Origin of the sequence: Embleya sp. NPDC020886 (genome assembly GCF_044333915.1) — a bacterium.
Taxonomy (GTDB): domain Bacteria; phylum Actinomycetota; class Actinomycetes; order Streptomycetales; family Streptomycetaceae; genus Embleya.
The window spans coordinates 873,376-893,989 of sequence record NZ_JBIRRX010000002.1 but is presented as its reverse complement, the minus strand read 5'-3'; the positions used below and the strand labels follow the sequence as shown (position 1 = coordinate 893,989).

The window sequence follows — 20,614 nt, the reverse complement described above, 5'->3', positions numbered from 1 at the left end:
GTGCGGACGCTCAGTTGGGCAGTTCCTCCGTGTCGGGTTCGATCAAACGGGCCGCGGCAGGGAACACGCCGGACGGACGACGGTCGGCCAACACCGGGAACTCGGCCCGGACCTCGTCCACGACCGCCGGGTCGACATCGCAGAACGTCACGCCCTCGTCGGTCCCGGCCTCGACGAGCACATCGCCCCATGGGCCGACCACGCGGCTGTGTCCGGCAAGTTCGACGCCGTCGGCCTGGACCCCGACCGCATTGCAGGCGATCAGCAGGATCTGCTCCTCGACGGCCCGGCAGGAGGTGAACAGTCGCCAGTGCTCGCGGCGGGCGGCGGGCCACGCGGCGGGGACGACGACCGATTGCGCGCCGAGGTCCACCAGGTCGCGCCACATCTCCGGGAACCGCAGGTCGTAACAGGTGGTCGCGCCGAAGCGGCCGAACTCGGTGTCCACGACGTCCAGCCGCTCACCCGGCGTCAGCAACTCCGCCTCCCGCGAGGCGTATCCGAAGACGTGGATCTTGCGGTAGGTATGGCGAATCACGCCGTCCGGGGAGAGCAGGATCGCCGTGTTGAACAGTCGTCCCTCCCGGTCGCGTTCGACGATGCTGCCGAGGTGCACGTGGGAGTTCAACGCGCGGGCCCAGGCGCGGCCGGCGCTCACGGTGGCACCGCTCAACGATTCGGCCCGGTCGGCGTAGGCGTCGAACGCGAAGTAGCCGGCGGCCCACAACTCGGGCAGCACGACCAGATCGGCGCCGCGCGCGTCGGCCACCATGCGCCCCACCCGTGCCCTGCGCGCATCGGGCGCCTCGTCCGCCCCACTGGCCACCTGGACCAGGGCGATCCTCACGACTGCCCCACCACGGACGGGGCGCCGGCGACGCCGGACCAGTGCGCGGGCGCGGGCAGGTGCAGCGCGACCAGCGTGCTGGACAGGTGGGTCGCCAGCGAATCCCCCACCCGGTCGGCGTCGCCGGTGCGCAGCGCGGCCACGATGGCGGCGTGCTCGGTCAGGACCGTACCGGTCCGCGTCGCCTCGTTCGCCACGGCACGCAGACCCATCCGCACCTGCCGCTCGCGCAACGACTCGTAGAAGTCGGCGAGCACCGGGTTCCCGCCCTGCCGCACGATCGCGCGATGAAACGCGCGGTCGCAATCGATGAAGCCGACCGGATCGTCGATCAGGGCCTCCTGCTCGCCCAGCAATCGATCGAGTTCGTCGAAGAACTCCGGCGCGGCCGAAACCACCCTGCGCACGCACCAGTCCTCGATCAACGCGCGCGCCTCCATCACCGCCCGCACGTCGGCGTCCGAGACGGGCGGTACGAACGCACCCTTCTTCGGCATGATCTGCACGAAGCCCTCGGCCTCCAACCGCAGCAGCGCTTCACGCACCGGCGTCCGCGAGGTGCCCGCGGCGAGCGCCACCTCGGATTCGGTCAGGAACGTCCCGCCATCTCGCGGCAACTCCGAGATGTGCCGTTTCAACCAGCGGTACGTCACGTCCTGGGCGGTGCCGCCCTGGCTGTCCTGCTTGCGCACGCTACTCATGAACAACATGTATACAAGCTGACGACCAGACGTACAAGAACAGCATGCAAGCACGTCCACCGGCACGCCGGGGTGGGCAAACTCGTCGCGGGCTGCCGGCAGGGCGTGCGTCTGACCGGCGGCGGGGGCGAGGTCGCGGGCTGCCGCGGGCTTGGCCGTGTTGTCGGCCAGGTCGCGGCGCAGGGGGGTCAGTCGGTTGCGGAGCAGGGCCTGTTCACGGTCGACCACGCCCAGTTCGGCCGCCACCGCGTCGAGACACCATCGGGCGTGGTGGAGGTCGGTGACGTCCGGTCTCCGTACTGCCACTTCGACGCCCCGGTCGGCGGCCTCGGCGCGCAGACGGTCGGCCTTGGCGGTGTCCCGCATCGTCGCCACGACGCGGGTGCCCTCGGCGGCCAGGCCGATTGCGGTGTGCAGGCCGATGCCGCTGGATGTCCCCGTCACGAGTGCGGCTTCGTTGCCCATCGTGGACTCGTGTCCGACTTGGCTTCGTTTCGGGTCGTTTCGTTGGCGGTGATGGGTTCAGCAGGTTCGGCGTGCGTACCTGCCGTTCGGCGGGGCGCTGACGTCGTGGTCGCGGCGGATGATCGAGATGCGGGAGGCGAAGGACTTGCAGGCGGAGGCGAATCCGGCGTCGTCGTACTCGACGTCGACGACCCGGTTGCCGTACGCCGAGGCGTACTGGTCGCACTCGTCGGTCGCGCCGCACTGCTCGGCGACGGCGAAGTCGAATCCGATCGCCTGGTGCCGGTCGAGCAGTTCGGTGGCGTTCTTCTGGCCGATGGCCAAGCCGTCGCGGTGGGCACGTTGGGCCAACAGGGAGGCGAAGGCGATATTGTCCGCCGGTTTGAGCAGCCCGCCGGAACGGCCGTAGGAATCGAGGTTGTCGGGTTCGACCGCCTGGAACCCCTTGGCCGCGCAGCCGTCGATCCAGGGGTATTCGACCTGGGCGAGTCTGTCCCGCTTGGCGTCGGTGGACACGTCCAGCAGGGGCTCGTGCCAGTCCTTGTCGAGGACCAGGGCGCCGGAGGAGTCGCGGAGCAGCAGGTCGGGGTGGTTGCTCTGCCACCAGGCGGTGCTGCCGGGCTGGGCCTGGAAGGCGTTGATGTAACAGATGTTGTACAGGCCGGCCGCCGGGTCCGCGCCGCTGTCGCGTGAGACGATGCGCACGCCCGCGGCCGGTTGGTAGGCGCCGCCGATTTGGTAGTCCCATTGCGCGCCGATCGGCGGGAGGACCGGTTCGGCACCGCCGGCCGGAGGTTGTGCGGTCGGTGCGGCGGTGCCGGGGGTGGTGGAGGTGGGGCCCTGGGCGGTCGGGGTGTTGTCCTCGTCCTCGTCCGAGCCCGATGAGGAGCATGCCGCCGTCAGGAGGAGGGTCAGGGCAAGAGCCACGATCCGGGTGGCTGCGGTTGTGCGCATGGGAGTTCCAGCGTGTCTGTGGGTACGTCCCCGCCTCGGACACCGATGGGTCCTGGCGACTGGGTCCGGGCTTGCGGCCGCGCCGTCCTACCGGATGGGTGTACCTCTGGCGTCGGGGTGCAACGCGCTTTTACGCTACACCAATCGAATTGCCGGCCGGCCGGTTGCGGCGCGAGCGGTGCTCAGCGGCCGTCGAACAGGGCGACGGTGTCCGTGCCGGCGAAGCCGGGTGTTTCCGCTTCCGCGACCATGAGGGCGGCGATCCCGGCGCGTGGCGCCATCGGCGGGATCGTTCGAGGCTTGAACTCCGCGGCGCGTACGAGTCGCGGGCGCTCACGACGACGTCGGCACCCTCGACGGCGGTGGCGACACTGCCGGCGTCGGTCGCGTCGGCCCGGACCACTCGCAGGTTCGCGGCGGCGGGCGTCTCGATCTGTTCGGGCCGGCGGGCCAGGGCCATGACGTCGTGCCCTCGTTCCAACGCGTGTGCGAGGACAAGGCGGCCGGTCTGTCCGGTGGAGCCGAGTACTGCGATCTTCATGTTGACCTCCGGTGGTGCCGGGAGGGGTGAACAGGGTTGCGCGGCACGGTGGTTGGCGGTCCCAGGCGGCGGCTCGGTACGGTTCGGCGAGGACGGCGACGACGACGGCCTGGGCGTGCAGGGCGGGAGCGGAGGCCAGGAAGCCGCCGCCCACGCCAACGCCACGGCGCTACAGTTCGTCCGCCGGCCGGACCTCGTCGCGGCCGTTCCGCGAATCGTCGGCGGTCCCGCGCTGGACGACCCGGGTCTGCGCGGCCTGCCCCTGCCGCCGCCGCTGACCACGCCCGCCGTCTCGATCCATCTCGCGTGGCACCAGCGCTACGACAACGACCCGGCCCACGCCTGGCTGCGCGCAGAGGTCCGCAGCGCCCCGCACCATGCCTGCAACCCGGACGACGACGCCGCGTCGGGACCGGCGGGTGGCCCGATCCCGGACTGAACGAGACAGGCCGCCCCCGGTGGCCCCGCCGGCCGAAGTCACCTACGCCGTCCGCCGGTTACCGGGTCGCCGCCGTTGCCGCGTTTCGGATCCAACTGCGGAATTCGATCGCCAGGTGTTCGCAATGCCCCTCGATCATCGAGTCCGGAGCCGCAGACGGGTAGACCACGCGGACCACCACGTCCGCGCCGTCGGCGGTGTCCCTTGCCTGATGCAGGCAGTACGCGAAGGGGGTGCCGTCGTCCAGGCTCAACAGCGCGTTCATCAGCGTCACCGGGAAGGACCCGTCGAGGAACGCGGCGACCGACGGAGGCAGCTCGCCGGCCACCGACACCTTGAACCGGGTGAGGTGACCACCGATCGTCTCCACCATGCCGCCCGTGTAGTTCGGCGGCTCGACGTAGTGCTCGGGATGGGCGTCGAGGAGCAACGTCTTGTCCCGGAAGCGCCCGGTGCCGGCCTGTGACCGGAACCAGTCGGCCAGGTCGGTGCCACCGAGGCCGCGCACGGTGAACTCGGTGCGCGACTCGCGGAAGGTGCCGCCCGAAGCCTCGACGAGCCCCTTGTGAAAGCGATCCCCGGCGGCTATCTCCTCGGCGAGGAGATCCATCATCACCCGGCCGCCGGCCACGGTCTTGAGCTTCCTCAGGGCGCGGCGTGCGGCCTCGAGCTCCCACCGGTCCACGGCGGACTCGTCGAAGGTGCGGCCCATGGTGTGCACGTCGACCGTCACCTTGTCGGGCGACTGTGCGGGGGTATTGGTGCGCATCGTGTTGCCTCTCGTGATTCGGCGGACCGCGGCGGTCGCGTCGAAGCAACCGGCATACGGGGTGTGTCGACCCGTGTGGCGCAGCCTTGGCCACGAGCCTAAGATGCACTCATGCATCTTGCAAGCGAGGAGCCCGGACCCAAGCGCCGCCGACACGGCGCGGAACTGAAGGCCGCGGTGCTGGACGCCGCGTGGGACGAACTGAGGGAACACGGGTATGCCGCGCTCACGTTCGCCGCGGTCGCGCAACGCGCCGGCACCAGCCGGCCGGTCGTCAACCGCCACTGGGCCGCTCGGGAAACGCTCGTTCGGGACGCGATCATCCGCGCGAGCGACCGGTTCTCACTCGTCGACCCCGACACCGGGTCCCTCGGCGAGGACACCATCGCACTCCTCGAACAACTCAACGGCGCCTTCACCGTGTTCGCCGTGACGATGACCGCGCACCTGGCCGCCTATTTCGAGGAGACCGGGACCACCCCCGCCGAGCTGCGCACCTCTGTGATCGACCAGAGGTGGTCGGTGATCGAGTCCGTGACCCGGCGAGCCATCGAACGGGGTGAGATCGACGGTTCGAAACTGACCCCACGCATCGCGCGGTTGCCCTACGACCTGCTCAGACACGAAGTGCTGATGAACCTGGAACCGATGTCGTCCCCCGACATCCGAGAGATCGTCGAAACCATCTTCATCCCACTGATCACCTGACCCACCAGCCACCCATGGCTACCGCGAGAGTTGCAGAACCAACGAGGCACTACCGCGAGGGTTTCGGCAGGGAATCGAACCAGTGACGGACGACGTCGTCCCGGTCCACTCATACCGTGTTCGTAGGTGCCCGCCCACCGGCTGGTGCCATCGGCTCGTAGCAACGTGCCGGAACGTCACCGTGGTCACGAGAGGGGAACATTTTCATGCGCATGCGACGTGCACTGGTAGCAGCGGCCCTGGGGGGCGTGCTCGCTCTCGGAGGCGCGGCCACCACCGCCCAGGCAGCCGCGCCGGCACCGGTATCGAAGGTCTCGGCCGGCAAAACCAACGTCGAATTGAAGGCCGGTTGGCACTTCTACCGCGCCTACTGGACCAAGGCGGCATGTCTGGTAGAGGGCGACGCTCTCGGCGGCGTCACCAAGTGCCAATACCAGAGGGGCAACGACGGCAAGATGAAGTGGTTCCTGTACCGCTGGTACTAGAGAAGCCATGGGAAGGCCGCCGCAGAGCCCCGATCACGCCCGACCCGAAGACCGCGCCCCCGCAGCGTGAGACCGCCCACCGACCACCCGCCCCGATCACGCCCGATGTCCGAACGGCCTGATCGCCACGCGGAGACCCTGAGGCGCCGTCCCACACACCTCACTCGCACCGGCGTCGCCGCGCTGCGCCCGCACCAACGCGACGCGCTCGCCGCGATCGTCCGCGAACTGGAGAACCCGGACGGCGACGCGCCCGGCGCCAAGCCCCACGGCGGGCGCCGGGCCACCGCGGTGATGGCCTGCGGGACCGGAAAGACGCGGGTGGCGGCCGGGGCGGCCGTGGTTCAGGGCGGCATGGAGCGAGCCGTAGGGCCCGCTGCGGCGCTGTCCCGCGCAACGATCCAACGGTCGAAGTCCTCGCGCAGATGGTTGGGATCAACGGGCTTGAACCGGATTTGTGCGCGCCGATCGATCCACCAGATCTCGAACTCGCCGGACATGGATCTGTCACGCTCCACTGAGGGAGAGCGCTCCCAGGACCCGCACAGCGTCGGGACAAGCGGGCCGGCGCGTCACCGTGACCATGATCGAGATCAGGTGACCCGCCTTCGACCGCGCCCGACTGGAGACCCGACATTCGAATGAACTCCGACCGCAAGCGCGGGACGCCGAGTGTCGCGGGCCACCGAAGCGATCGAATAATTACCGTTCCGGTCATGGGTGATTCGAGGACGGTGACGGCATCAGGGGCGCTGATTCGGGACGACGCGGATCGCGTTCTGCTGGTGCGCCCGACGTACAAACCGGGTTGGGAGATTCCGGGGGGCGTAGCCGAGAAAGGGGAATCACCCCTTGAAGCGTGTCTCCGGGAACTCCGCGAGGAATTGGCCTTGGCGCCACCGGTGCCCCTGCGCCTACTCGTAGCGGACTGGGTGCCGGCCGGCGACCGTCCCGGCGGAATGCGGTGGATCTTCGATGCCGGAGTGCTGACGCCCGAACTGATCGGCGCGCTACGCCTTCCCCCCGCCGAGTTGAGCGGCTACGAGTTCGTGTCGGCGGACCAAGTGCCGGACTATATGCCACCACGACGGGCGCGCAGGGTGGAGACGGCGCTGAACGCGCTCAAGCGGGGGTGCCCGGTGTATCTGGAAGCGGGCGAGGAACCGGGGCTCTAGGGTCGTCGCGCGTCAGGGGAACCACGCGTTCGCGGAGGTCGGCGCACAGGCCGATGTGGCGATAGGGCGCGGTGGCGTCCGGGAGATCGCTCAGGCGCTGCCGGACGCGGAAGGAGTGCAGGCCGGCCGCGGCGTCGACGGCGGCATGGCCGGTCGCGCAAACCGCCGCAGCTCGTCCCGGAGCTCGGGGATGGGCGAGCGAGTACCGGCCGAGCATCCGGGCCACGGGCGGCAATTTGGTCCGTGCCGGCGTCGCGCGATTCGCGCCCGCGTGGGTGGGGCGTTTGAGTAGTTGTGCGGATGCCGGCCGAGGTGGGTCTGCGGGAGGGTCGAGGCATGATTCACGAAGGGGTTGCGAAGGATCGCCGTGCGGAGGACCCGAGTTGGGTGATGGCGGTGGCCGTCTCCGTAGGATTCTGCCTTCTCTCCGCGCCGCTGCCCGCGCTGATGTTGTTGTTCTCGACGTTGCCGACCGACGAGTGCCATCCGGGCCGGTGCGGTGGCGGCATGCGGGCGGCCACCGTCGTCATCGGACTCGGGCTCCTCGCGCAGATCGGCGCGCTCGTCGCCGCCGGATGCCTGCGATCGCGATCCCGGAGGGCGGCGCGCCTGCTGTGTGCCGTCGCCGCGCCGTTTCTTCCTTGGTTGGCCGTCGGCGCGGTCCTGCTGTAGGAGGTGCCGGGCACGGGCGGTATGGGCCCGCGCCGGACAGCGTGTTCGGCTTCTGGACCGTTGCACCCACAGGGCTGACCGGCCCCGGAAACCGTTGGACACTCGGTTCCGCGACTGGGCGAGCACGACCACCTCGTAGGCCGCCGGCACCACACCGGACCGCCCCACCGCATCGGCAACACGCATGTGGGGGAACGAGCTGCCCACCGCCCGCGCCGCGAACCGCGAGCTGATGGCACAGCTCAACCGCCACGCCGATCGATCCAGCAGTCCGTGATCAGCTGAAACGCGGGCGCCCGGGGCGGTGACAGTGGGACCGCCCCGGGCGTTCACTTGGAGGTATGGCGGCGCGACCGGTTGCCCGCCGCAGCGGCCATACCCGAACGCTACGGGATGCCGGGCGGTGCGCCGCCTGATGTCGCCAGGCTGAACGCGTCCTGGTCGATGACGCGTTCCTCGCCGTAGAACTTGCCCAGCAGACTGCCGCTGTGCGAGTTCTGTTTCGCGTCGATCATGCAGACGCTGTATCCGTCGGGGCCGGTGGTGATCGTCAGATCCTTGACATTGCAGTTGTCGTGAACGGTACGACCCAGGTCGGGATGGGCGGCTGCGCCTTCGTTGCTGGATGCGAACGGGTATTCGTCGCAGGACCGGCCTGTCAGGCGTCGGGCGTCAGCGATCGTGCCCTTGCGGGGGCAGGAGTACTGGCGGTTGATGTCGCGCTTGGACTTGTCGGCCTGCCGGTGAAGAGGTCTGCCGGCCGAACCGGGAAGGCCGGAGGCGATTGCCCCGGCGACGTGCCAGGTCTGCTCGGGGGTGGCGGACGTCAGCTTGAACTCGGGTGTCGCGCCGTGGAACACACACCCCTGACGGCCGTTCCGTTGGACAGTTTCATCGTGGAATCGCACAGTACGGTGGCGACTCGGGAGATCATCACCGAATGGGACAGCCCGGCCGACGACGACACGTTCCATCGACACCCTCGCCAAGAACGTGCACACGCCGATGATCCTGGGCCGCCACCAACGCACCACCGCCCGCCGGACGTTGATCGTCAGCGGCGCCGAAACCGCCGACCTGCCCGAAAGACCTCACCGAACGCATCGGCGCCACGTTCGTGGGGACGGACACGAAACGTTCCCACCCAACCTGCAACGCCCCAGCCCACGCCACCACCCGCGGAATCACAGGAGAGGCTCACCGGAGCAACCGGCCGCATCACCGGGGACTTCGGCCCACACCGTCTTGCCTCCTCGGTGGCGCTCGACGGTGAGCCGTCCACCCAGCTCATGGAGCAGGGCGCTGACGATGGCCGTGCCGCGGCCGCAGGTGGCGTCGGCGGAAGGGGCGACCTGCCGTGGGAAGGCCGTGCGGTTGTCCCGGACCCCGAGCCGCAGCCGTCCGCCGTCACCCGTCTCCAGGGTGATACGGATGCTCGGCGTCGACGCGCCGGCGTGCACGACCGCGTTCGTGATCAGCTCGGTGACCACCAGCCCCACGGTGTATACCGTCTCCGGCTCGACAAGGAAGCCCTGAGCAAGGACCCGGTCCATCACGCGCCGGCGCACCCGCGGGACAACAGAGAGGTGCGGTGGCACGTCGAACGTACTGGTCACGAGGCGAAACATGGTGTCCATGACGATCTCACTCGCAGAGATGAGGCGGATTGAGTACCTACTGAACCTGAACTCAAGTTCAGCACCGCGAGCCATCACTGTCAACATATTTAGGAAGAATCAGACAAATAAGAGCAGCTGCACGGCCTCCGAGAAGATGCGTTGCGGGAGCAGGGGGCCACTTGAACCGGCTGCGTGCGGAGCGGGGCAACCGTCCCTGTGCGTGATCGAGAAGGTGCGTGCCCACGGCGTGCCGAACAAAGGTCCTGTAGGAGGGCGGCCGTCCCGCTGCGAACGACCGCCCCCGCCGAGAAAGGCGCCCTCCACGGCACCGGACCCTAGGGGGTCCCGAGCGCCGCCAGCCCCGCGGCGACAAGTGGCTGGACCGCCTCTCCGACGGCGCCGAACGCTCCGCCGGGCGTCTTGCCCCCCGTGTACCGCCGGTGGATGCCTTCGCAGATGACCGCGAGTTTGTAGTGGGCGAGAGCCAGGTGGAAGGACAGGTCCTCGACCGAACGGCGGCTCTGGTCGGCGTAGCGGGCGATGGTCGCCTCGGGGCCCAGGTAGCCCGGAGCGCAGCTCGCGTCGCCCAGTTCCGGCACGTCGAAGATCTCCGTCATGGAGCTGTAGACGACGAGCAGCGCGAGATCCGTCAGGGGATCACCCAGCGTCGCCATCTCCCAGTCGAGAATCGCCGTGACCCGACCATCGTTGATCAACAGGTTGTCGAGCCGGTAATCGCCGTGCACGATCGCGGCGGTTCCGTCCTCGAGCGAGACGTCCGCGACCGTCCCCGCCCGCGCCCTGAGAGCATGCAGCAGTTCGTCCGCCCCCTCGATGGGGCGGCACAGGGACCCGGCCATTTGTCGTCCCCAGCGCGCGACTTGGCGGATGACGAACCCCTGCGGGCGTCCGAACTCGGCGAGGCCGATCTTTCTCGGATCGACCGCGTGCAGTCGGACCAGCGTGTCGACCATCACCTCGCAGATGCGACTTGTCGCGGCCGGCCCCTCGGCCGTCAGCTGCTCCGCTGTACGGAACGGTGTCCCCGCGACCCGCTCCATGACGTAGAACGGGGCGCCGATGACCTCGGAATCGTCGCAGTAGGCCATGGTTGCGGGAACGGGGACATCCGTGTGAGCGAGTGCCCTCATCGCCACGAACTCACGTCTCATGTCGTGCGCGGTCGCTTGGACGTGTCCGAGCGGGGGCCTGCGGAGGACACGCGCCTTCTCCCCGTCGGATATGGCGAAGGTCAGATTCGACCGACCGCCCGTGACGAGTTCGGCCGTCAGCTCAGGACCGAGATCGCCGGGGGCATGCCGCGCATACCACTTCGCAAAGCCCGCAAGATCCAGCCGTGGCATGGTTTCGGCTTCCCGGCTTCCGCCGCTCTCGGTCACCGGTGTCCCCACAACTCTTCGCTATCCGAACCTCTCGAAACGTCCGCGGCCTTGGCTGTTCGGTTTACCCCGATCGACACGGTCACGCCGAGAGGTTGAGGCCGTTGACCCACAACTTGGTACAGACGGCGACGATCTCCTCGAGATCGCGTGTCCCCTCCTCCAGTGCGAAGCACTCGAAGGCCAGCCGGCTCACCATCAGGGACAGCGCACGGGCCGCCAACTCCGCGTCCACAGTGGGGTCCGCGAGTCCGCGCTCCTGCAACTCCTTGATCCGACGGGCGTTCCGCTCGCCGAAGGCGCGTGCGCTGCGCGCCCTGACTTCCTCGAACCGGGGATCGATCATCGCCACTTGCTGCATCAGCTTCATGAGCTTGGCATTGCGCTTGTAGGCCACCAGATAGGCCCGATTGCTCGCCTCGATGACGGCGGCCGGCCCCTCGTCCTCCGGCACATGAGGCATACCGGGGTGGAGCATGTCGTGTCGTGCCGCCTCGATCACCGCCGCGAAGATTTCTTCCTTGCCCTCGAAGTAGGTGTAGAAGGTCCCGATCGCGAAGTTCGCTTCGGCGGTGATGTCGACGAGTCGAGCGTTGAGGAAGCCGTCGCGCTCGAAAACGACTCGAGCCGCCTTCACCAGTTCTTCACGGGTACGCATGCCCCGGCGGGTGGTGGGCATCTCCTTGGTCGAGGCGCCTCCGATCAGTGAGCCGATCGAGGCCATGGAGTCGCCGTCTGTCGCACTCACGAGATATCCATTGTCGAGTTCGGATTCATATTTGATGGTACCTCCACTCGGCGGTCGGTGCCGTCACGCGGTGACGAGGGAACGCTCGCGCGTCCGCCGTGCCAGCTCACGGCGTGCAACGGCACGCTTGTGGACCTCGTCCGGGCCGTCCGCGAGGCGCAGGGTGCGCAGTTCCGCGTACATGCTCGCGAGGGGGAAGTCGTCGGACAGCCCGCCTCCTCCGTGCACCTGGATGGCACGGTCGAGGACCTTCAGGGCCACGCCGGGTGCGGCTATCTTGATCGCGGAGATCTCGGTCCGCGCGGCCTTGTTTCCGACCGTGTCCATCAGCCAGGCCGTCTTGAGGGTCAGCAGCCGGACCATCTCCAGGTCCACGCGGGACTCGGCAATCCAGTCCTGGATGTTCCCCCGCTCCGACAGCGGCTGCCCGAAGGTGGTCCGGGTCTGCGCCCGGTCGACCATGAGGTCGAGCGCCCGCTCCGCCATGCCGATCGCCCGCATGCAGTGGTGGATCCGTCCCGGCCCCAGGCGGGCTTGGCTGATCATGAACCCGTCTCCCTCGCCGGCCAGCAGGGCCGACTTGGGGACCCGGACGTCCTCGAAGTGGATCTCGGCGTGGCCGACGCGGTCCTGGTAGCCGAAGACCGGCAGTCCGCGGACGATGCTTATCCCGGGTGTGTCGACCGGTACGACCAGCATGCTCTGTCGGCGGTACGGTTCGGCGCCGGGATCGGTCTTGCCCATGACGATGAGGACCCGGCACCTCTTGTGGAGGGCGTTCGAGATCCACCATTTGCGGCCGTTCAGGATGTAGTGGTCGCCGTCGGACTCCATGCGGAGCTCGATATTGGTGGCGTCGGAACTCGCCACGTCAGGTTCCGTCATCGCGAACGCCGAGGCGATCTCGCCGGCCAACAGCGGCCTGAGCCACCGCTCCTTCTGCTCATCGGTCCCGAACAGGGTGAGGATCTCCATGTTCCCCGTGTCGGGGGCGTTGGAGTTGGTTGCTTCCGGAGCCAGGTGCATGCTGCGGCCGAGAGTCTCGGCGAGTGGCGCGTATTCGACATTGGTCAGACCCGGGCCCCACTCGGCGTGGGGGTGGAACAGGTTCCACAGTCCGCGTCCACGAGCTTCGGCCTTGAGCTCCTCCAGGACGGGAGGATGGAAGTTGGGATCCCCCGACTCGCGCATCTGCTCCTCGTAGACGGCCTCGGCGGGATAGACGCAGCCGTCCATGAAGGACAGAAGCCTCTCGTGGTACGCGCGGCCGCGGTCACTGATCGAAAAGTCCACCTGGGGCACTTCCTTTGACTGGGCTCGAACTTGAACTTGACATCGCGACGGCTGCGTCGCGCAGCCCGGTCGCTTTCTTTGCGTAGTCGCTTCACCCGGTTGTCGAGTCGTCGGGCACGAGTTCGCCGCTCTGGAAGCACAGACGGGTCAACAGGGCCTTTGTGGCCCGGGCGCCGGGTACGTCGGCCACGAGTGCGCCGTGCCTCATCACCAGGACGCGGTCGCAGACCGCCAGTTCGTCGAAGTCACTGGAGATCAGCAGGATCGACGTGCCCTCGCGGGCGAGGCCGGCGATCGTCTCGTAGATCTCCGCGCGCGCTCCCACGTCGACGCCGACGGTCGGTTCGTCCAGGACGAGTACCGACGGGCCGGTACGGACGTACTTCGCGAGAACCACCTTCTGCTGGTTACCGCCACTGAGGCTGAGCACGGGCCGTGAGGTGTCATCGGTCTTCACCGCGAACCGTTCCGCGAGTTGCCGCCCGGTCCGCCGGGACGACCTGGGTGAGAAGCCCGTGAACAAGGTCCGGGCCCGGCCGTGCGCTGCGACCGCCAGGTTGGTGTCGATGGATGCGCCGAGCAGCAGCCCCTGGCTCCGACGCTCCTCGGGGACGAGGGCCACGCCGGAGCGAATCGCGTCGTGGGGTGAACGTGGCGCGTATCGTGCGCCGTCCAGCATCATCGTCCCGCTGCTCGGCCGGTCGGCGCCGATGAGGAGGCGCGCGAGCTCGGTACGCCCGGCCCCGGCCAGGCCCGCGACTCCGAGCACTTCCCCGACGTGCAGGTCGAAGGTCGCGCCGCTCACCTTGCCTTCCCGGCCCAACCCGCGCACGGCGAGCCGCACAGGGGCACGCGCCGCGCCCTCCGTGTCGGCATGGCGAATCGGCTCCTCGACCTCGTGTCCGACGATGTGACGCGTCAGCGACACGACGTCGAGCCGGTCGGATCGGTGCGAGCCCACGACCCGGCCGTCCCGCATGGTCGCCACCTCGTCGGAGATGAGGAGGATCTCTTCCAGACGGTGGGAGATGTAGAGCACCCCGACGCCACTCGTGGTGAGTTCCCGGATCACCCCGTACAGGAGATCCGCCTCGTCCTGAGTGAACGACGCGGTCGGTTCGTCCATCGCGATGAAACGGGCCGGTCTCATCAGTGAGCGTGCCAGCGAGACCATCCATCTGTCCGAGACGGACAGCTTCTCGACCGGCACATCGAGCGGGACGTCGTAGCCGAGGAGTTCCCTCACCTCTCCGGCACGCCTGCGCAGGGCCTTGGTGGCGACGAACCCCGCCCTCCCGGTCCCACTTCCCAGCGCCATGTTCTGCAGGCCGGTGAACTTCGGCACCAGATTGAGCTCCTGGTGTACAAAATTCAGCCCGAGATCGGCTGCCTGCTGGGGCGATTCGACCGAGACCACCCGACCGTCGAGGGTGATCTCTCCTCCGTCCGCCTGCTCGACTCCGGCCAGAATCCGGACCAGGGTCGACTTGCCGGCGCCGTTGGCACCGCACAGCGCCAACACCTCGCCCCCGCGCAGCGTGATCGAGACGTCGTCGAGCGCCTGAAGTCCTCCGAAGCGCTTGGAGATTCCCCGCATCTCCAGGAGTGAGGTGTGGTCGACCGGTTCGACGGGCTTGCTCCGTACGCTCTCGATCGTCACGAACGGGACCTTTCTTCGAGCAAGGAGCCTCGGTGCGAGGCCTCGGACACGTCCCGCTCAGTGCGAGGCGAAGAACTCCAGCAGGCGTGGAATGACGATGTCGGGGGCCTCGATCAGGGGGCTGTGCCCGACCTTGGGGAGCATCACCAGCTCGGAGTCGGGCAGTGCGTCCGCGAGTTCCGCGGCCCAGTCCGGCGGCCGCACCCAGCATTCCTCGCCGGAGACGACCAGCGTCGGCGCGGCGATGTCGCCGAGCAGTTCCACCGCGTCATGGCGCACCATCACGCCCAGCATCGCCGGTTTGAGGGACGTCGGCAGGGCCGCGAGGCGCTCGCTCCATAGACCGGCCGTGTCCTTCTTTGCCGGGTCGTTGCGCGTGGATTCGCCGAGCATGACCCGTTCGAGCATCGCCAGGCGCTCACCGGTGAAGCCGTTCTCACCGACGTCTTCGGTCCAGGCGACGTACTCGCCGAGTGCCTCGGGCGGCTCCCGGCGCACCGACGACCCCAGGAAGACGACCGAGCGCACCAGGTCCGGCCGGAATGCCGCCAGGCGCGCCGCGACGTCACCGCCCATCGAGGACGCGGCGACGTGTGCCGACGTGATGCCGAGCCTGTCCAGCAGGGCGGCCATGTCGCCTGCCGCCTGCTCCATCGTGAGGATGTCGCGGTCGGCGGCGGCGCTTCGGCCCTGACCTCGGTATTCGGGGCGCACGAACCGGAACCGTCCGCGGCCGGCCTCGACGAGGTCGTCGAACATGCGGTTGTCGAGGAACAGCGAGTGAAGGCACAACACCGGCAGGACATCGGGTTCGTCCGTGTCGTCGACGTGCAGGGTGGTGCCTGCTACGGAAATGGACTGTGAACTCATTTCGTCGACTCCTTTGTTGACATCGGGTATTGGGGGGTCAAGCGCCGGCGGTCTTGCGACGTGCGACGGTTCCGACGCCGACGCCGATGATCAGCAGCAGTCCTTGGAACAGGTATTGCCAGTAGGTCTCCATACCGATCAGTGCGATGGCGTTGAATCCCACCGCGACGGTGATCACGCCGACGAGGGTGCCGACGATGTGGAACTGACCGTCGCGGAGCACAGCGGAGCCGAAGAACGCGGCGGCGAAGGCGCTCAGGAGATAGGAGTCCCCTGCGGAGACCGCCGCGCCCGCGGTGCGGGTGGCGAGCAGGACACCGGTGAGTCCGGCCAGGGTTCCGCAAATCATGAAGCCGACGACACGAACGCGCTCGACCCGGATGCCGGACAGGCGCGCCGCGACGGGGTTTCCGCCCACCGCCTGCATGGACTGCCCCAGGACCGTGCGGTTCAACAGCAGCCAGAGCACTACCGCCAGGACGATCATGATCCACACGGGATACGGGATCCCGAGGAATCGTCCGAGACTGATGGCGAGGAAGCCGTCCGGATCCTTGAGCCCCACGGGTTGACCGTCCGCGACGGCATAGTTGACGCCGACCGCCATCGTCCCCACGCCCAGTGTGGCGACCAAGGCGTTCACGTTGAGCACCGTCACGATGAATCCGTTGAGCAGGCCGATCGCGGCGCCCACACCCACCGCAACGGCGAACGCGACGGGGATGGACGCTCCGGCGTCAATGATCAGCTTGCACGCGAGCACGCCACTGAGGCTGGCGATATTGCCGATGCTGAGGTCGAATTCGCCGGTGACCAGCGCGAAAGTCAGTCCCATCGCGATGACGGCCGACAGCGCACTCTGGTTGAGAATGTTGATGATGTTGTCGGAGGTGGCGAAGGTCGTCGGCGCCAGGGCGGCGACGATCGCGACGAGGATCGCCAGCATGCCGAGGGAGCCATAGCGGCCGACGACCTGCCAGGTCCGGGTTGTGCGTGCGGCCGGAGCCACCAGCGCGTGTCCTGATTCGGTGACTGCGGTCATGGGTGACTCCTCGGGACCGGACGAGACCGGCGGAGTGGGTTGGGCGGAGAGTGCGGGCCCTGCGGCGCGAGATGGCCGCCCGCCGTCTTCGTTCACCCGAGTGCGTTGGGGAACTTCTTGAGGAACTCGCCGACGCTTTCAGGCGTGACCAGGTACATCTCGGGTGCGAGGTCCCGAGGCTTGGCGTCGCTGCCGGCCTTGACGAACCCAGGAGTGAGTTCGCCCAGTTTGGCGCCCTCGGCCGTCGGATCGAAGTACGACGTGGCCCTGAGATCGCCCCGGCGCACAGCCTCGATCGCCGCCGGCGTCCCGTCGTGCCCGTAGACGAGCACGTCCTTTCGTCCTGCCGCTTGCAGCGCCGAGATCGCGCCGCGCGCCGGATCGCCGAAGCAGCCCCAGACCGCCAGCTTGCCCTTCCCCTCGGGGTGTGTGGTCAGCCATGCCCGCGTGAACTCGCTGCCGGCTTCCACCTGGCCCGGGATCGGGACCTCTTTGCGCGTGACGTGAATGTCCGTCGCTGTGAGCTGGTCGTCGAGCTCCTGCTCGCGACCGACGCAGGGCAGCCCGGACTTGTAGCCCAGCAGGAGCACGTCGCCCTTGCCGCCGAGATCGTCGGTCAGCAGCTTGCTGGTGTCCTTGGCGTTGCTGCGCCCGAAGTCCAAACTGGCTTGCACGCCTTCGGCGGTGCCGCCCCCCACGGAGACGACGGGGATCCCCGCCCCCTTCGCCTGCCGCACTCCGGCGGCGAGAGTGTCGCTGGGGAAGATGGCGATGACGATCAGGTCGACCTTCTTCTGCACGTAGTTGCCGATACCGCTGATCGCCTTGTCCGGCGCGCCCTGCGAGTCGACCGACGAGACCCTCCAGCCCTTCTTCTTGGCGTAGTCGACATAGGCGTTGAGGATCGACTCCGAGGCCGGGTCGCTCGATGCGAACCGCACGACGCCGACTGTGTAGGAGTCACCGCCGGCCTTCGTCGAAGCACTGTCGTCGCACGCGGCCATGGTCGTCGTCAGGACGGCGACGGCGACGGCCGACCCGATCTTCATGCGTCTTCGCACTGAGTTCTCCTTTGGTTCCCGGTCCGGCTGTGCAGACCGGTTCGGATGGCACCCGGAGCAGCTCTCGGGGGGCCGATGCGGAAGCCCCGAGGGCTCGCGCCGGTGCTCGATTCACCGGAAAGCCGGTCTGTGGGACCGCTCACGGCAGAATAGTTGAACCCGGACTCAAGTTCAAGTATGTCTGAAATCGATCAGGATTTCCGGGATGGTCCGTGTGCTGTGAAGCTGCCGTGTCGCGTCGGGCGGAGGAAAGGCCGGGTGGCGAGGGGGCGTCGTCGGCTGGATTTCGGCCATGGTTGAAGCCCGGCAGTAGCGACCGGAACTCATCCACCCGGGGCCGGGTGAGCGGACGGAGGAGTGCTGCGAACCGGCGACCTCAGCGGCCGGCGGCGGACTGCCTCAGGAGGCCGGGGTCGATCGACCGCTTGAGGATCTTGCCCGTCGACCCCTTGGGGAGCGCGTCCACGAAGGCGAGCAGATGCGGGACCTTGTAGGCGGACAGGTGGGACTTGGCCCAGGTCTTGAGACCTTCGGGGTCGGGGGTCGCACCGGGCCGCAGGACGATCGCGGCACCCACTTCCTCACCGTAGTAATCGTCCGGGACCCCGAGCACTGCCGCCTCCACGATGTCCGGATGCCGGTAGAGCACTTCCTCGACCTCGCGCGGGTAGACGTTGTAGCCGCCGCGGATGATCAGTTCCTTGAGCCGCCCGACGATGGTCAGATACCCCTCGGCGTCGATACATCCCAGGTCACCGGTCTGCAACCAGCCGTCGACCAGTTCCGACCGGGTGGCTTCGGGCCGGTTCCAATATCCCTTCATCACGGTCGTTCCCTTGACGTACACCTCGCCCACGTCATCGGGACCGAGTACGGTGCCGTCCTTGCGGATCTGCAACTCGATTCCGGGCATGGCGACGCCCACGGTCCCGGCCTTCTGTGGCTTGTGGATGTCGTTGAACGCGGCGACGCCCGTCGTCTCCGAGAGTCCGTAGCCTTCGAGGATCGTGCAGCCGAGTCGCTCCTTGTAGGCACGCAGGACCTCGACCGGGATGGTTGCGCCCCCGGATGTCCCGAACCTGAATTGCTCGAAGTCCGCCGACTGAAACGCACCGGCCTCCTGCAGCATCGCGATCCACATCGTGGGGACGGCCCCCAGTGCCGTCAGCCGTTTGTCGCGCACCAGTTCGAGCATGGTGCGCGGGTGGAACCTTTCACAGAGGGTCAGCGACCCGCCGGCCACCAGCGTCGTGTTCATGACGACCGCCTGCCCATAGACATGGAACAGCGGCAACGCCGTCCCGACGCGGTCCTCGCAACCGATCCCCGACACCTTCGCGAACTCCACGGCGTTGGCCACCATGTTGGCCGCCGTCAGCTCCGCGCCCTTGGGGCGGCCCGTCGTTCCCGAGGTGTAGAGAATGATCGCGGTGTCCTCGGGCCGATGCTCCCATGCCTCCATTCGGGGTGGGGCCTCGAAGTGCGCGCCGGGCCCGATCCCCCAGAACGGGACGCCGGCGGCGGCTGCGGCGACCTCGGCGGACTCCGACATGCCCTCCCAGGCGATGACGAGGGAAGGCCGGGCGTCCTGTAGGACGTAGCCGATCTCGGCCGGCGTCGCCATCGTGTTGAGGGTGACCACCGTGGCGCCGAGCGCGTGCAGGCCGTAGTAGACGATCGGGAACTCGGGCACTGTCGGGGCCACCAGGACGACGCGGTCCAGCGGACCGACACCGGCCCTGCGGACCGCCGTCGCCACACGTCCGCTCGCTTCGCGGAGTTGCCCGAAGGTGAGTTCCACCGATCCGGACCTGACGGCCAGGCTCTTCGGGCTCGCGACGGCCCTCTGCCACACAAGTGATGCCACATTGACCATGTCTGTCCTTTGTGCAAGCCGGGACGTGGGCCGTCATCTTGATTGAAGATGAATGCGGTGGTCACCCGCTCACAGGACCTCGAAGAGGCCGGCGGCGCCCATCCCGCCGCCGACGCACATCGTCACGACGACATACCTCGCGTTGCGGCGACGCCCTTCCAGGAGCGCGTGTCCGACCGCGCGAGCGCCGGTCATCCCGTACGGATGGCCGATGGCGATCGCGCCGCCGTTGACGTTGTACCGGTCCGGGTCGATCCCGAGAGCGTCCCGGCAGTGGACGGCCTGCGACGCGAATGCCTCGTTGAGCTCCCACAGGTCGATGTCATCGACGTCCAGTCCGTGTTGCTTGAGGAGCTTGGGTATCGCGAAGACGGGCCCGATACCCATCTCGTCGGGCTCACATCCGGCCACCGCGATGCCTCTGTAGAGCCCGAGTGGCTCCATGCCTCGGCGGCTTGCGAAGGACGACTCCATCAGGACCACCGCGGCCGCGCCGTCGGACAGTTGCGAAGCGTTTCCGGCCGTGACCGAGGCCGCCCGCGTGACCACGCCGTCTTCGAGCACGGTGCGCAGACCCGACAGACCCGCCGACGTCGTCGAGGGACGGTTGCCCTCGTCCAGCACCAGGTCGGGTGCCGACGGATGCGGAACGATCTCGTTCTCGAAGAGGCCCGACCGCTGCGCGTGTGCCGTTCGCATTTGGGAGGCCAGCGCGTACTCGTCCTGCTTCTCCCTGCTGACGCCGTAGCGCTCGGCCACGAGTTCAGCGGTGTGCAGCATCGGGATGTACATGGGGATCCCGGCTTGGTCGAACCACGGATCGTGCGCGCGGTACCGATTGGCGTGCTCGTTCCGGACCAGCGAGATGGACTCCACACCGCCGCCCACGACCACGTCCATGCCGTCGCTGATGATCTGCTTCGCCCCGATCGCGATCGCCATCAGCCCGGACGAACACTGCCGGTCGACCGTCATACCGGAAACCGTGACGGGTAGACCGGCTCGCAGCGCCGACTGCCGGGCCACGTTGTAGCCTGCCGCGCCTTCCGGAAGGCCCGAGCCCAGGATCACGTCGTCGACCTCGCCGGGTTCGAGACCCGCCCGGGTGATGGCGTGGCTGATCGCATGGCCCGCAAGGTCCTGCGGCTGTACTTCGCGGAAGGCGCCCTTGTACGCGCGGCCTATGGGAGTGCGCGCGGTTGCGACTACGACCGCCTCGCGGATGGGGATGTTCACGTTTCTGCTCCGGGATCTGCGCTCGATGCCGGCACCGAGTCGCTCGATACGGG

General features: G+C 68.2%; 21 protein-coding genes and 2 pseudogenes. 6 read left to right on the top strand and 17 right to left on the bottom strand.

What is annotated here, in order from left to right; all coding sequences use genetic code 11:
- Positions 1–10 precede the first annotated feature (10 nt).
- From ACH4U8_RS10660 to ACH4U8_RS10645, 4 genes and pseudogenes are all read right to left on the bottom strand, one after another.
- Positions 11–847 (bottom strand): carbon-nitrogen family hydrolase, encoded by an 837-nt coding sequence (locus ACH4U8_RS10660; RefSeq protein ID WP_395776865.1) that lies wholly within the window; start codon positions 845–847, stop codon positions 11–13.
- Positions 844–2,013: an SDR family NAD(P)-dependent oxidoreductase gene (locus ACH4U8_RS10655; protein WP_395776863.1), complete on the bottom strand. Its 1,170-nt coding sequence runs from the start codon at positions 2,011–2,013 to the stop codon at positions 844–846. Before ACH4U8_RS10655 ends, ACH4U8_RS10660 begins: the two co-directional genes overlap by 4 nt.
- 57 nt (positions 2,014–2,070) lie before the next feature.
- Positions 2,071–2,967: an endo alpha-1,4 polygalactosaminidase gene (locus tag ACH4U8_RS10650; protein ID WP_395776861.1), complete on the bottom strand. Its 897-nt coding sequence runs from the start codon at positions 2,965–2,967 to the stop codon at positions 2,071–2,073.
- A 328-nt stretch (positions 2,968–3,295) separates the two neighbouring features.
- A pseudogene (locus ACH4U8_RS10645) lies at positions 3,296–3,508 on the bottom strand (NAD(P)H-binding protein); the annotation flags it as partial.
- Positions 3,509–3,560: 52 nt separating this feature from the next.
- Between ACH4U8_RS10645 and ACH4U8_RS10640 the strand changes: the two are divergent.
- Positions 3,561–3,947 carry a LysR substrate-binding domain-containing protein gene (locus ACH4U8_RS10640; RefSeq protein WP_395776859.1) on the top strand — a complete coding sequence of 129 codons (387 nt, stop codon included), beginning with the start codon at positions 3,561–3,563 and terminating at the stop codon, positions 3,945–3,947.
- Between the two features lie 58 nt (positions 3,948–4,005).
- On the opposite strand, the gene ACH4U8_RS10635 is transcribed toward ACH4U8_RS10640, so the two are convergent.
- Positions 4,006–4,716, bottom strand: a complete 711-nt coding sequence (locus tag ACH4U8_RS10635; protein ID WP_360313482.1) for a hypothetical protein — start codon at positions 4,714–4,716, stop codon at positions 4,006–4,008.
- A 111-nt stretch (positions 4,717–4,827) separates the two neighbouring features.
- On the opposite strand from ACH4U8_RS10635, the gene ACH4U8_RS10630 reads away from it, so the two are divergent.
- The 3 genes and pseudogenes from ACH4U8_RS10630 to ACH4U8_RS10620 form a co-directional block, all read left to right on the top strand.
- The gene (locus ACH4U8_RS10630) at positions 4,828–5,424 is read left to right on the top strand and encodes a TetR/AcrR family transcriptional regulator (RefSeq protein WP_395776857.1); all 597 of its coding nucleotides are present in this window, start codon (positions 4,828–4,830) and stop codon (positions 5,422–5,424) included.
- A gap of 248 nt (positions 5,425–5,672) precedes the next feature.
- Positions 5,673–5,909, top strand: a complete 237-nt coding sequence (locus ACH4U8_RS10625) for a hypothetical protein (protein WP_360313478.1) — start codon at positions 5,673–5,675, stop codon at positions 5,907–5,909.
- A gap of 105 nt (positions 5,910–6,014) precedes the next feature.
- A pseudogene (locus ACH4U8_RS10620) lies at positions 6,015–6,233 on the top strand (DEAD/DEAH box helicase family protein); the annotation flags it as partial.
- A 20-nt stretch (positions 6,234–6,253) separates the two neighbouring features.
- Here the strand turns inward: ACH4U8_RS10620 and ACH4U8_RS10615 are convergent.
- Positions 6,254–6,409, bottom strand: coding sequence for a hypothetical protein (locus ACH4U8_RS10615; RefSeq protein WP_395777023.1), 156 nt, complete (start codon positions 6,407–6,409; stop codon positions 6,254–6,256).
- 216 nt (positions 6,410–6,625) lie between these two features.
- Here ACH4U8_RS10615 and ACH4U8_RS10610 point away from each other — a divergent pair, with 216 nt between their 5' ends.
- Together ACH4U8_RS10610 and ACH4U8_RS10605 are read left to right on the top strand one after the other, a co-directional pair.
- The gene (locus ACH4U8_RS10610; RefSeq protein WP_395776856.1) at positions 6,626–7,084 is read left to right on the top strand and encodes an NUDIX domain-containing protein; all 459 of its coding nucleotides are present in this window, start codon (positions 6,626–6,628) and stop codon (positions 7,082–7,084) included.
- Between the two features lie 300 nt (positions 7,085–7,384).
- On the top strand, positions 7,385–7,756 hold the full coding sequence (locus ACH4U8_RS10605) for a hypothetical protein (RefSeq protein WP_395776855.1): 372 nt from the start codon (positions 7,385–7,387) through the stop codon (positions 7,754–7,756).
- 386 nt (positions 7,757–8,142) lie between these two features.
- Here ACH4U8_RS10605 and ACH4U8_RS10600 read toward each other — a convergent pair whose 3' ends face one another.
- From ACH4U8_RS10600 to ACH4U8_RS10550, 11 genes are all read right to left on the bottom strand, one after another.
- Positions 8,143–8,616, bottom strand: a complete 474-nt coding sequence (locus ACH4U8_RS10600) for a hypothetical protein (protein WP_395776853.1) — start codon at positions 8,614–8,616, stop codon at positions 8,143–8,145.
- Between the two features lie 324 nt (positions 8,617–8,940).
- Positions 8,941–9,468 (bottom strand): ATP-binding protein, encoded by a 528-nt coding sequence (locus ACH4U8_RS10595; protein ID WP_395776851.1) that lies wholly within the window; start codon positions 9,466–9,468, stop codon positions 8,941–8,943.
- A 242-nt stretch (positions 9,469–9,710) separates the two neighbouring features.
- Positions 9,711–10,775, bottom strand: coding sequence for a phosphotransferase family protein (locus tag ACH4U8_RS10590; protein ID WP_395776849.1), 1,065 nt, complete (start codon positions 10,773–10,775; stop codon positions 9,711–9,713).
- A gap of 82 nt (positions 10,776–10,857) precedes the next feature.
- Positions 10,858–11,499: a TetR/AcrR family transcriptional regulator gene (locus ACH4U8_RS10585; RefSeq protein WP_395776847.1), complete on the bottom strand. Its 642-nt coding sequence runs from the start codon at positions 11,497–11,499 to the stop codon at positions 10,858–10,860.
- An 87-nt stretch (positions 11,500–11,586) separates the two neighbouring features.
- Complete coding sequence (locus ACH4U8_RS10580; RefSeq protein ID WP_395776845.1) at positions 11,587–12,816, bottom strand: acyl-CoA dehydrogenase family protein; 1,230 nt, start codon at positions 12,814–12,816, stop codon at positions 11,587–11,589.
- Between the two features lie 91 nt (positions 12,817–12,907).
- Positions 12,908–14,476 (bottom strand): sugar ABC transporter ATP-binding protein, encoded by a 1,569-nt coding sequence (locus tag ACH4U8_RS10575; RefSeq protein ID WP_395776843.1) that lies wholly within the window; start codon positions 14,474–14,476, stop codon positions 12,908–12,910.
- 57 nt (positions 14,477–14,533) lie between these two features.
- Entirely contained in the window at positions 14,534–15,346 is an 813-nt protein-coding gene (locus tag ACH4U8_RS10570) for an alpha/beta fold hydrolase (protein ID WP_395776841.1), read from the bottom strand.
- Positions 15,347–15,383: 37 nt separating this feature from the next.
- Complete coding sequence (locus ACH4U8_RS10565; RefSeq protein WP_395776839.1) at positions 15,384–16,388, bottom strand: ABC transporter permease; 1,005 nt, start codon at positions 16,386–16,388, stop codon at positions 15,384–15,386.
- A 92-nt stretch (positions 16,389–16,480) separates the two neighbouring features.
- Entirely contained in the window at positions 16,481–17,449 is a 969-nt protein-coding gene (locus ACH4U8_RS10560) for a sugar ABC transporter substrate-binding protein (protein ID WP_395776837.1), read from the bottom strand.
- A gap of 376 nt (positions 17,450–17,825) precedes the next feature.
- Positions 17,826–19,325, bottom strand: coding sequence for an AMP-binding protein (locus ACH4U8_RS10555; RefSeq protein WP_395776835.1), 1,500 nt, complete (start codon positions 19,323–19,325; stop codon positions 17,826–17,828).
- 69 nt (positions 19,326–19,394) lie between these two features.
- On the bottom strand, positions 19,395–20,549 hold the full coding sequence (locus tag ACH4U8_RS10550; protein ID WP_395777013.1) for an acetyl-CoA C-acyltransferase: 1,155 nt from the start codon (positions 20,547–20,549) through the stop codon (positions 19,395–19,397).
- Between the last annotated feature and the right edge of the window lie 65 nt (positions 20,550–20,614).